The sequence below is a fragment of the Psychrobacter sp. NG25 genome (assembly GCF_015234355.1).
Lineage (GTDB): Bacteria > Pseudomonadota > Gammaproteobacteria > Pseudomonadales > Moraxellaceae > Psychrobacter.
Window position 1 is genome coordinate 146,186 of record NZ_JADGMV010000009.1, and the last position, 10,343, is coordinate 156,528.

The 10,343-nt window shown below is 42.4% G+C and carries 14 protein-coding genes and 1 tRNA gene; 6 read left to right on the plus strand and 9 right to left on the minus strand.

The genetic code is table 11. The features are described from left to right. Window positions 1-56: 56 nt before the first annotated feature. The 5 genes from IPZ60_RS13160 to IPZ60_RS13180 all read right to left on the minus strand — a co-directional run bounded on the left by IPZ60_RS13160 (window position 57) and on the right by IPZ60_RS13180 (window position 4,070). Entirely contained in the window at window positions 57-812 is a 756-nt protein-coding gene (locus IPZ60_RS13160; protein ID WP_194198185.1) for a glutathione S-transferase family protein, read from the minus strand. Window positions 813-1,014: 202 nt separating this feature from the next. Then, a complete protein-coding gene (locus IPZ60_RS13165; protein ID WP_110924009.1) occupies window positions 1,015-1,347 on the minus strand; it encodes a TIGR01244 family sulfur transferase in 333 nt (110 codons plus the stop codon). Window positions 1,348-1,484: 137 nt separating this feature from the next. Beyond that, entirely contained in the window at window positions 1,485-1,811 is a 327-nt protein-coding gene (locus IPZ60_RS13170; protein ID WP_110924008.1) for a beta-lactamase hydrolase domain-containing protein, read from the minus strand. A 162-nt stretch (window positions 1,812-1,973) separates the two neighbouring features. Next, window positions 1,974-3,683 (minus strand): SulP family inorganic anion transporter, encoded by a 1,710-nt coding sequence (locus tag IPZ60_RS13175; protein ID WP_194198186.1) that lies wholly within the window; start codon window positions 3,681-3,683, stop codon window positions 1,974-1,976. Window positions 3,684-3,731: 48 nt separating this feature from the next. After that, a complete protein-coding gene (locus tag IPZ60_RS13180; RefSeq protein ID WP_227669365.1) occupies window positions 3,732-4,070 on the minus strand; it encodes a helix-turn-helix transcriptional regulator in 339 nt (112 codons plus the stop codon). Window positions 4,071-4,360: 290 nt separating this feature from the next. Between IPZ60_RS13180 and IPZ60_RS13185 the strand changes: the two genes are divergently transcribed. From IPZ60_RS13185 to IPZ60_RS13200, 4 genes are all read left to right on the plus strand, one after another. Beyond that, window positions 4,361-5,233, plus strand: coding sequence for an MBL fold metallo-hydrolase (locus tag IPZ60_RS13185; protein WP_194198187.1), 873 nt, complete (start codon window positions 4,361-4,363; stop codon window positions 5,231-5,233). A 60-nt stretch (window positions 5,234-5,293) separates the two neighbouring features. After that, window positions 5,294-5,476, plus strand: a complete 183-nt coding sequence (locus IPZ60_RS13190) for a DUF2892 domain-containing protein (RefSeq protein ID WP_194198188.1) — start codon at window positions 5,294-5,296, stop codon at window positions 5,474-5,476. A 24-nt stretch (window positions 5,477-5,500) separates the two neighbouring features. Further along, window positions 5,501-6,121: a class I SAM-dependent methyltransferase gene (locus IPZ60_RS13195; RefSeq protein ID WP_194198189.1), complete on the plus strand. Its 621-nt coding sequence runs from the start codon at window positions 5,501-5,503 to the stop codon at window positions 6,119-6,121. Between the two features lie 98 nt (window positions 6,122-6,219). Beyond that, window positions 6,220-6,657 carry a thioredoxin domain-containing protein gene (locus IPZ60_RS13200; protein WP_194198190.1) on the plus strand — a complete coding sequence of 146 codons (438 nt, stop codon included), beginning with the start codon at window positions 6,220-6,222 and terminating at the stop codon, window positions 6,655-6,657. 142 nt (window positions 6,658-6,799) lie between these two features. Here IPZ60_RS13200 and IPZ60_RS13205 read toward each other — a convergent pair whose 3' ends face one another. The 4 genes from IPZ60_RS13205 to IPZ60_RS13220 all read right to left on the minus strand — a co-directional run bounded on the left by IPZ60_RS13205 (window position 6,800) and on the right by IPZ60_RS13220 (window position 9,275). Then, window positions 6,800-7,201 (minus strand): hypothetical protein, encoded by a 402-nt coding sequence (locus tag IPZ60_RS13205; protein WP_194198191.1) that lies wholly within the window; start codon window positions 7,199-7,201, stop codon window positions 6,800-6,802. Between the two features lie 147 nt (window positions 7,202-7,348). After that, window positions 7,349-7,708 carry a SirB2 family protein gene (locus IPZ60_RS13210; RefSeq protein WP_194198192.1) on the minus strand — a complete coding sequence of 120 codons (360 nt, stop codon included), beginning with the start codon at window positions 7,706-7,708 and terminating at the stop codon, window positions 7,349-7,351. A gap of 89 nt (window positions 7,709-7,797) precedes the next feature. Beyond that, the gene (locus IPZ60_RS13215) at window positions 7,798-8,121 is read right to left on the minus strand and encodes a BolA family transcriptional regulator (RefSeq protein ID WP_194198193.1); all 324 of its coding nucleotides are present in this window, start codon (window positions 8,119-8,121) and stop codon (window positions 7,798-7,800) included. Window positions 8,122-8,462: 341 nt separating this feature from the next. Continuing rightward, window positions 8,463-9,275, minus strand: coding sequence for a M48 family metallopeptidase (locus IPZ60_RS13220; protein WP_194198194.1), 813 nt, complete (start codon window positions 9,273-9,275; stop codon window positions 8,463-8,465). A gap of 677 nt (window positions 9,276-9,952) precedes the next feature. On the opposite strand from IPZ60_RS13220, the gene IPZ60_RS13225 reads away from it, so the two are divergent. Together IPZ60_RS13225 and IPZ60_RS14295 are read left to right on the plus strand one after the other, a co-directional pair. Beyond that, window positions 9,953-10,027, plus strand: a tRNA-Gly gene (locus IPZ60_RS13225). A gap of 64 nt (window positions 10,028-10,091) precedes the next feature. Then, complete coding sequence (locus tag IPZ60_RS14295) at window positions 10,092-10,223, plus strand: hypothetical protein (RefSeq protein ID WP_265087467.1); 132 nt, start codon at window positions 10,092-10,094, stop codon at window positions 10,221-10,223. Window positions 10,224-10,343: the final 120 nt, after the last annotated feature.

The following is a 10,343-nucleotide window of genomic DNA, read 5'->3' on the forward strand; positions in this document are numbered from 1 at the left end:
TTATTAAAAATTTAGTAAACCTTTCACCTAAAGTTTGATGTGGGTTCGATTCAGTTTTACTCCGCTAATGCACCAACCAATGAGACTATCTGGCCCGCTTCATCTTCTTCAATGATGCGAGTTTCTGTAAGCGCAGCATTTCGCCACGCTTGTATATGAGGGTTGTTTAGCATTGCCTCGCAGTACTGCTTGGTCATTGGTTTTAACTTTACGCTTGAGGCATCCGCATAAGTCTGCAAGCGTAGAACCACAGGGGCAAAAAACGCATCGGCAGCCGTAAATTGACCAAACAGATAGCTGTCTGTTGAGCGACTTTTTAAACAATCTGCAAAGATATCTTCTATACGAGCGATGTCACTCAAACATGCAGCACTTGGCTGTATTTTCGCCGTGGCTCTGATATTCATCGGCATCTCACTACGAATACCCATCAGCCCTGAATGCATCTCAGCAACGATACTCTGGCAATAGGCGCTATTTATTCTGTGGCTATTATCATCAGTAGTGTCAGCGTCAGATTTGCTCAACCCCGTCCAAATATCTATATCTGTCAGGTAATCATTGGCATGAATGGCAATCGCTAAAGTATCCCATACCGTCACCTTATCATCACCTTGACCATATACTAAAACGGGCACTTTGCCCGTTGGCGCGTGCTCGTCAAGAATTTGCTTAGATGACGGATGAAGCAACTCGATCAGATGCTCATCAAAATCAATGTCGAATGCCTTTAGCAATAACCAAGCCCGCAATGACCATGACGAATAGTTTTTATTACCAATAATGAGTAGAGGTCTTTGTGAATGTCTCATAACGGTTTCCTATTAAGTTTTATAAGTAGCATTTAATTATATTCTCAGCACTACAATCTTATTAGTACGATATTCTATTAGTATAGGAGCAATAGCAAGCTCATTATTAATGATAGCTATAACAGAAAACGCCCATCCAAATGTTGGATGGGCGCAAGTATTAATGATCTATGATGATTGTCTTAATGCATCAATCAACGAATTAATCGTCTAACAAATCCATTTGCTTGGCTGCTTCATAGATACCGTTTGAGCGGTTACCCGTACGGCAGAATATCAACATTGGCTGTTCAGCTTGATTAAAAAAGTCCGCAAACGTTTCGACGTGGGTTTGATTTAGCTCATTACCTGCAAAAGAAATTTCTTTATAAGCAAGTCCTGCTTCTTTCGCAGCGGCTTCAATATCAGCGCTGGTCGGTTGATTTGGTTCTTCACCATCTGGACGGTTATTGATGATGGTTTTGAAACCGTTTTCAGCAATCATCGGTACTTGGTCAGGGGTGATTTGTCCAGTAAAACTAACTTGATGGCTCATAGGAGCTCCTTGTTATTTTTTATATGAGAGAATGAAGTGTTTGGTCTTTAATGACTGTACTAAGCCTAAGCTGAATGCGCAAAATTCTAAAGATGAGCTATGTAAACATCGTAACAGTCTTTATAAATTCAACGATTTTATAGCAGACCTTGCATTAAGGCACTTTGATAAAGCAGTTTGGCGCGTGCACCAGTACCACAGAACATAAGTATAGGTTTGGGCATAGAGTGATAAAAATCAGCAAACTGTTCGACAGTCAGCATGCTCAAGCGCTCATCATCAAACGGCAGATGATGATAGGTTAAATTAGCGTTTGCAGTGGCACTGGCAAAGTCACAGCTATTCGGCTGCGTTTCTGTCTCAGCATCAGGACGAATATTGAGCACAGAGCGGTAGCCAAGCTCAGCAATTTTGAGACATTGGCTTGGATAGATTTGCTTATAGATAGTGATGTTATCGGTCATAAGTCGCTTCGGTTACGGGTATAAAAAGGCATTTGAAGATAGAAGTATGGCTAGGTGCCGTCTCTCTATAATATGTTTAATGACTAGCATAACACAGCTTTTATCATAGCTATATCTTGCCACAGACAATAATGGTCATTGATTTAGCCTATAAGCGTTGGTTCATATATCCTTTAGCGCATCTACTGCATCCATCGTACTCAAATAAACGTGTCCTGAGAGGTCGGTGATCACAGGTGTTTGCTCAATGATATCCATGACCGGCCCTTTGATAAAGCTGAAATTTAAGTGCTTATCCTGAATTAGTAGCTCTTTATTTAAGCTGATGAGCATCTCTTGTCCAGTCAAATCAATGTGATTGACGGCTGACATGATAAGGACAATCTCGTACGCTTGAGGGTATTGTTGGGTGGCATGTATCACGCGGCGGTGTACGGATTCACTATTACCAAAAAACAAGCTTTCATCGACACGTAGCATCAATAAGTGACTAAACGTCAGCACATCATGACGATTGATATTGCGAAAGTGCCCCGTACCGGCTAGCTGTCCGACGATAGCCACATGTGGTTTGCTCGATTGCCAAATCAGGCTAGCAAAAGACACCATAAGACCAATGACTAGGCCTGTATTTAGACCAAATATCAGCACACCTACAAATGCCGCCATAAAGCTAGCAGCATCTAGACGGTCACGTTGCCATGCTGACTTCAATGTCGTGATATCAATGAGGCTGATAATAGAGGCCATGATGGTCGCGCCTAATATCGCATAGGGCAGGGGTGATAATGCACTACCAAAAGCGATCAAGGCTGCAATCATAACCAGCACCGTTACCAAGCTGGCAACAGGCGTTTTGGCACCTGAGTCAGCATTGATAGCAGTGCGAGAAAATCCGCCAGCGACTGCAAAGCTTTGAAAGAACCCACCTGCAATATTGGCAAAGCCAAGTCCAGTCAGCTCACGATTGGCGTTAAAGCTTTCACCGCGTAGACGGGCATAATTGCTAGCGACTGAACTGCTTGAGACAAACACAATCAGCGCCATTAGCCCTGCGCTAGGTAATAAGTTGAGGGCGACATCGAAGTTGGGTACATAGGGAAAGGTAAAGGTCGGTAGCCCTTGCGGAATATTACCAATCGTTGCCACACCGCTTGTGGTCCAGTGTAAGCTCATACTCATGACAATCGCAATACTGAGTAGGATAAGCGGAAACAAACGCTCTGCCCATTTAGCATACGTAGATGGTAACCAAGATTGCCATACCCATTTACTTGCATAGCGGTTGGCAACCAAAAGAGCAAAAGCGATCACACCAATAAGTAAGGTGAGCGGATGCAGCTGACGAGCATACAGTTGCATACTGGATAAATAGCCAAATAAGCCATTTCCCGCTATGGGAATAGCCGTTAAGTATTTCAGCTGACTGACAAAGATAAGCACCGCAGCACCACTGATAAAACCAGCAGAAACCCCGCGACTGATAAACTGCATGATCCAACCAAGCTTCAGCCAACCAGCTAGCGATAACATCGCCCCAACCATCAATGATAACAAGCTAGCCATCAACACATACTGTTGAGAGCCTTCTGCAACATAAGGATGCAGACTACTGGCCGTCATAATCGCAGTGATAGCGACAGGCCCCACCGCTTGAATATTACTTGAGCCTATCCATGCATAGACCATGACAGGTACGATAGCGGCGTATAGGCCATATACAGGGGGCAGCCCTGCTAGCACCGCATAGCCTAAGCTTTGTGGAATCACGAGCACACCAACGACCAATCCTGCGATGACGTCAGTCGGCAGCGCAGACAGCTTATATTGACGCAGCCAAGCAGGAATTAGATGAGTGGCAATAGAAGGCATAACAATACCTCGTCAGAATAAAAAAGCAATTATCATCTAGCGTGCAAGCTATACGCCTGTTTTGGCGCAAAAGCGTTGATAAAGTAGTTCTAGTACGGCTAAAGCATCTTCGCTGACGATGCTATAGTAAATTTGCTTACCTTCACGGCGTGTCGAGACCAGCCCATCTTTGCGCAAAATACCGAGTTGCTGTGACAAGCTTGGTTGGCCAACACCGACTAAGCTTTCCAGTTCACTGACGCAATACTCTCCTTGAGTCAGCTGACATAGCAGTAACAGGCGATCAGGATGCGAGAGTGACTTTAACAACTGGCTGGCCTGCATCGAGGCTTGTTTCATTTGTGTGGCAAGATCTTGAGGGGCAAAATCTGCGTCACTGTATGACATATTGCCATCAGTATTCGCTGTAGATGTGCTCAGTGCTGAAGTATTCAGAGCGAGCTCCTTATATAGAATATAAATAGTACTACGAGTAAACGTAATTGATTATCAATTATATTACAAGTTTTATCAAGTTATATTTATTTACATTATATAAATTGATAAAATGTATAGTGGTTGCTATGTTAGTATGCATAGTCAATTAATATGGCGCTGCAGATATGAGAACCAAGCGCATATTATACTTAAGAATCTATAAAAAACTAAAATATTCATAAAAATGCAAAGAGGCAGCCATGCAAGTCCATTCATTCTTACATAGCGATACAGAGACCTATACTCATGTACTGGCAGATGTTCAGAAGCAAGTGTGTGCCATCATTGATCCGGTATTAGATTTTGATGCCAAGTCAGGACGTACTGGCACTAAGAGTGTCGATGAGGTGATTGAGTTTGTCCGTGAGCATGGTTGGAAGCTGGTTTATATTATAGAAACCCATGCCCATGCAGATCATATCTCCGGTGCTGCCCACGTCAAAGAGTTGCTAGGTGGTCAGCTAGTCATAGGTCAGCATATCACCGAAGTACAAAAAATATTTAAGCAAATCTTTAATTTCGATACCAGTTTTCGCACCGATGCCAGTCAATTCGATATTTTGACAGATGATGGTGAGACATTGGCGCTTGGCGATATCACCATTACGGTTATGTATGTACCAGGTCACACGCGAGCTGACATGGCGTATGTTGCTGCTGATAATGAAAAAACAGTGGTCTTCGTCGGAGATACCTTGTTTGCACCAGATGTGGGTACGGCTCGCTGCGATTTTCCAGGTGGGGATGCCAAAACCTTATATCATTCAATCAAAAGGCTGCTAGCACTCTCTGAAGATACGATGATGTATCTATGTCATGACTATCCAAGCAAGGGCCGCAAACACTGTCCAACCACTACCGTGGCAGCGCAAAAATTGGGTAATATCCATGTGAAAGAGGGTATTAATGAAGCAGAATTTGTAGAAATGCGTGAGCGCCGTGATGCTACGCTTGATATGCCGCGTCTAATTATTCCTTCGGTACAAGTTAATATCGATGCGGGTCACTTTCCAAAACCAGAAGACAATGGCATCCGCTATCTAAAGATACCGATTAATGCGCTCGGTGAGTAAACCACACCGCGCCATGATTGACCATTGTTACCTAATAATTAAACCATAAAGGATACAGCCATGAAAATGAATATTGGAAGTACTGAACGGTTATTACGTATTATTGCTGGCGTGGTGATTATCGGATTAGGTATGTATTATGGAAGTTGGTGGGGCATGATAGGCTTGGTGCCTTTGCTAACAGGACTATCACGCTTCTGTCCGTTGTACAGCATGCTTGGTATGAATACCTGCAAGCGCTAAGGTCGGTAATAACTGGAGATAGCAATGAACCCTTACGAACGTTATGTATTGCCCAAGCTAATCGATGTCGCTTGTAGCGCAGGTAATGTGATGAAAGCGCGGTCTAAAATTGTTCCTCAAGCGCTAGGTGAAGTACTCGAAGTTGGGATTGGTAGCGGTTTGAATCTACAGTATTATGATGCCAAACGAGTCACTTCTATTATTGGTATCGACCCAGCGGCGCAGATGCAGACGCTCGCACGTAAGCGGGCGAGTGACATTAGCATTCCAGTTGAAGTGATAGCAGTGGATGTCCAAGGCATTCACGCTGATACGGATCGATTTGATACGATTGTGATGACCTTTACTTTATGTAGCATCAATGATCCGGTATCGGCACTTCAAGAAATGGCACGAGTGCTAAAACCTGATGGTCGCTTGTTATTTTGTGAGCATGGCTTAGCGCCAGATCTTTCTGTTGAGCGTTGGCAGCATCGATTGACGCCTTTTTGGAAACCTATGGCGGGAGGGTGTCATCTAGATCGTGATATTCCAGCGCTAATTAGAGCAGGTGGTTTTGTCATCGATGAGTTAAGCGAAGCATACTTGCCAGGTCCACGACCAATGAGTTATGTGTATAGTGGTGTGGCAGCGCAAGTGGTATAGAAAATGTCCATGAATAATTATAATAAATTTGCTTGTATAATCAATCTATACAAGACGAACTGTTAAGACAATAGAATAATTAGAATAGGAATCAAATTATGAGCGAACAAAGTTTTCATTTAGTATGCCCACATTGTCATGCGACCAACCGCGTACCAGCAGTCAGATTAAGTGCTGAACCAAAATGTGGTAAATGTGGTCAGCCACTACTGACGGCAAGCCCTCACGAGTTGAACGCGCAAACGGTCAGCAAATTCATTCAAAAGAATGATGTGTTGACCATCGTTGATTTTTGGGCAAGTTGGTGTCAGCCTTGTATTATGATGGCGCCGCAATTCAAAGTGGCCGCCAGTCAATTGCCGCAGGTAGTTTTTGCAAAGATACAAACAGATAAATATGAGCAAGCAGCAGCCCCTTATAATATCCGCAGCTTGCCGACCATGGTTGCTTTTAGAGGCGGTAAAGAAATCGCGCGGCAGTCAGGCGCGCTGCCTAGCGACCAAATCGCCCAGTGGGTGCGAAGCTTGAGCGCTTAAGCTTCAGATAAGTTTATAGTCGTGATAATTAGTCATAAAAAAGCCAATACGCGATCAACGTATTGGCTTTTTTTTAATCACTACAACTGTCTAACACTATGGACACTCGAAGCTATCGAATATAGCTCATCTTATTTAGATGCTACTCACCATAAATCTTGATACCGTTGACGAAGCTACAACGTTGAATACGTGCAGATTGTACTATGGCATCACTCTCGCCATAGAGCCGTGATAACTTGGCATCGCGTGCTTGAGTACTGTTGCTTTTGCCAAGACCAAAGCTGATGTTAGGAGAGATACCCCAACGCCCTGCAGAAATTCCAACACCCACACCTGAGGCAGATAAGCTTGACTGCTCGTTACGTGCTGCGTCTGCATAGCGATTAACACGAGTATATTCTTGGCTGAGTGCTTGGCAATCGTAGTTTTGATAGGTGCTTGGCGGCACATACTGCGGTGTGACATTACCTGTAGAAGCACAGCCTGAGAGCCCCAAAATACCAGCTGTGGCTAGTAACGTCGCTGTAGTAAGAGTTTTCATGGTGGCTCCATTAGGCTGAATTATTGTCTTTGTATGTATTCAAGATAGCAAAAATAATGTGATTAAGATATTGAAAGTCCATCGATTATCCAATATTTTGCCTCTTATTATGTTTGCTATATGTGCAACTTTAATACGGCAGACGGATCAAAATAAATTGCCAGGCTTTGTAAAGGCCAGTACTACAATACCAAAATACGCGATACCCGCAATGACAATACCCGCTTTTCTTTGGGCAGGTGTTGCATGATTCTTGAATGCTTTTACACTAGCGCTAATAGCAGTGAAGAGCAAAATTATTTTGGCGAATGCCCATTGGACAGGGGCGTTGACACTCATTAGCTGCATGAGCATCACTGCGCCTGATACGATAATGAGCGCATAGAGAATATGAGACGCTATCTTCACCGCACGTGGCGCTCGTCTATTAGAGCTTAATACTAAATAACTCTGGTATATAAATACCACAATGATCAGTAATGCCATTAGCATATGTAAATGTTTCATTGAATATGGTTTTCCTTAAATTTGCATTGGTCAGCTTGTTTATAGTATTCAATTATTATATGAAAACATGTGATCTAAACAACAACATTCTAAGCTTTGTTTTGTCCAGCGCATAACGGGCTATCAGGGCTTTGGCCTTGCCACTCAACGGGAGTATAAGCATGAATAGCTAGAGCATGTACTTGACCACCTTGTGAGGTCAATAGTGCATGAACCAATCCATATACAAGCTGATGTCGTGCGACCAAGCGCTTGCCTTCAAAAGCGTCACTGACAACAGTGAGCTTAAAGTGGCTTTCTTTACCATCGAAATAACCAGCATGATTCATTGACTCATTTAATAGTTCTAAATGTTGTGGCTGTAAAGATTGTAGCTCCGCATTAAGTGCATCAGCAGTGGGTGTAGTTGTCATAACAATCCTTCCATATGTTTTGCTTAACAGTATTTTTTTCAATAATATTTAGCAATGTGTAGATAATATATTTTGTACATTATAGCAGACGCAATTATCTAAACTGCGTGCTCTTAAACTCCGTAGACAAATCAATCGCTCTTACTCGCCATTCATATGGCTAAAAAATATAGTCATCAGTGATAAAGCACTTAATTGCGATACGCTCAATTGCCAAGCTTAATAATTACTATCTTTGCTGATTAAAAATGAAAAGAGCAGAGCACAATACTTAATGTGAACTCTGCTCTTATAATCTATAAATATGGACTCAAAGCGTGATATTTACAAATAAGTTCTGACTAACGACGAGCTTGCTGATACAACGGCATTACTTTAGGCATCAATGATTGTAGTTGAGAAATACGATTGCTACTAGATGGGTGAGTGCTTAAGAATTGTGGTGGCTCACCTTCGCTTGCTTTCTGCATTTTTTGCCATAAGCTGACCGCTGCCTGTGGGTTGTAGCCTGCACGTGCCATCAGCTCAAGACCAATTTGGTCAGCTTCAGACTCTTGAGTACGACTATGGGGTAGGCTCAAACCTAAATTGCCAGCAGTACCTGCTAACTCAGCCTGTCCTTGTGATAAGCCAAATATACTGGCAGCCACACCAATACTTGTTTGCGTCGCATATTCACGCGACAGACGCTCACGTGAGTGTTCACGTAGCGCATGTGACATTTCATGTCCCATAATCGCTGCAATCTCATCGTCAGTTAGGCTCAAGCGGTCGATAATACCTGAATAAAACATAATCTTACCACCAGGTACAACAAAAGCATTCAGTTCATCAGATTGGATAGTATGCACTTCCCAGTCCCACGCTGCCGCATCTGTACGGTAGGTACCAACTTGGCCGATTAAACGATTAGCAATAATCTTTAGACGATTAAGCTGAGCTGTATTTTTGTCCAGTACGCCCTTTGATTTGGCTTCTTTCAGCGTATTCGCATAGCTTTCCGCTGATAACTGAAGGACTTGCTCACTAGAAACTAATAGCAGCTGCTGACGGTTGACACCAACGGCACCCGTGTTGGTCGTGCTAGTACAGCCTGCTAAAGTCAGTGTGGACAGTGACACTGCCATCACGGTAGTGGTCAGTAGCTTTTTCATAAAAATATCCTCGCTGTAAATGATAAAAGTAAAAGTTGTACAAAGTATATATCTATAAAATAGGTCAAATGATAATTCTTGGCTAGTATGTGGCCAGCACTTATTACTCGATTTATCTGTCTTAATAGTAAAATTCTACCCGAACTGGCATTGCCCATAAGTATAATAATGTTAATAGCCTAAAACCAATGTAGAAACAGTAACAACATAACGTATGATTGTAAGTGGAATATCATCAAACATTGCTTGCTCTGCTACTGTATCAACTTTGCTATACGTATTATCTCTACTTGGTTGGTTTGTATCGAACACCTTGATTTTTGACAGTTATCGTATGTATTAGAGTGGAAAATATTTTTAAGGTTTATTTATAGAATAACGTAGCGATGCACTCCGAAAATAGCAGTTTGGCTGAGGGTCATAGACGCGATTAAACATAGTTCATGATGACGGTACATAATATTTTCATCATTAGTAAAAAATAATGATGATTTTATTAAATGAGATAGTTATTATAAAATCAATTACTTATAGGTAGACTCTCTAGAAATAGAGACTTAAAGTGAAAATATTAGAAATAAATATGAAAAAAGGTGTTGACACACTCAGGAATTTTGATAGAATAGCCAGCCTATCGAGACGGAGTTGTTGTTAACAACACTACAATTCGATAATCAGCGGGAATAGCTCAGTGGTAGAGCATAACCTTGCCAAGGTTGGGGTCGAGAGTTCGAATCTCTTTTCCCGCTCCAAATATGGCTTGAAAAAGCGCAAAAAGCCTCACTTCACAGTGAGGCTTTTTTTTATGGATAAAATTTGGTCGAGACTGATTATAAACAACCACTCATTCGTATTCAAAGCATTTGGCCGATGAATCCAGTAGAAGTACAGGGTACCAATAAAAAGCCAGCAACCAGTAGAGAGTATGGCTACAGACGAAACCAGTAAACCCTTAAATATCTCAAACCAACCTGCATCATAAGGGCGCATCATGCCTCCAAGAATCCTCACCCATATCACCTCTCAGCAAGCCTTCATCATATCAGCAATCGTCATCGCCATCATGGG

What these genes read in the sequence shown, in the direction of transcription:
- IPZ60_RS13190 (WP_194198188.1), top strand. Translation starts at nt 5,294, where the DNA reads ATGAAAATGAATATTGGAAGTACTGAACGGTTATTACGTATTATTGCT.
- IPZ60_RS13170 (WP_110924008.1), bottom strand. Translation starts at nt 1,811, where the DNA reads ATGACCGATAACATCACTATCTATAAGCAAATCTATCCAAGCCAATGT.
- IPZ60_RS13185 (WP_194198187.1), top strand. Translation starts at nt 4,361, where the DNA reads ATGCAAGTCCATTCATTCTTACATAGCGATACAGAGACCTATACTCAT.
- IPZ60_RS13180 (WP_227669365.1), bottom strand. Translation starts at nt 4,070, where the DNA reads ATGTCATACAGTGACGCAGATTTTGCCCCTCAAGATCTTGCCACACAA.
- IPZ60_RS13200 (WP_194198190.1), top strand. Translation starts at nt 6,220, where the DNA reads ATGAGCGAACAAAGTTTTCATTTAGTATGCCCACATTGTCATGCGACC.
- IPZ60_RS13205 (WP_194198191.1), bottom strand. Translation starts at nt 7,201, where the DNA reads ATGAAAACTCTTACTACAGCGACGTTACTAGCCACAGCTGGTATTTTG.
- IPZ60_RS13160 (WP_194198185.1), bottom strand. Translation starts at nt 812, where the DNA reads ATGAGACATTCACAAAGACCTCTACTCATTATTGGTAATAAAAACTAT.
- IPZ60_RS13165 (WP_110924009.1), bottom strand. Translation starts at nt 1,347, where the DNA reads ATGAGCCATCAAGTTAGTTTTACTGGACAAATCACCCCTGACCAAGTA.
- IPZ60_RS13195 (WP_194198189.1), top strand. Translation starts at nt 5,501, where the DNA reads ATGAACCCTTACGAACGTTATGTATTGCCCAAGCTAATCGATGTCGCT.
- IPZ60_RS13215 (WP_194198193.1), bottom strand. Translation starts at nt 8,121, where the DNA reads ATGACAACTACACCCACTGCTGATGCACTTAATGCGGAGCTACAATCT.
- IPZ60_RS13210 (WP_194198192.1), bottom strand. Translation starts at nt 7,708, where the DNA reads ATGAAACATTTACATATGCTAATGGCATTACTGATCATTGTGGTATTT.
- IPZ60_RS13175 (WP_194198186.1), bottom strand. Translation starts at nt 3,683, where the DNA reads ATGCCTTCTATTGCCACTCATCTAATTCCTGCTTGGCTGCGTCAATAT.
- IPZ60_RS13220 (WP_194198194.1), bottom strand. Translation starts at nt 9,275, where the DNA reads ATGAAAAAGCTACTGACCACTACCGTGATGGCAGTGTCACTGTCCACA.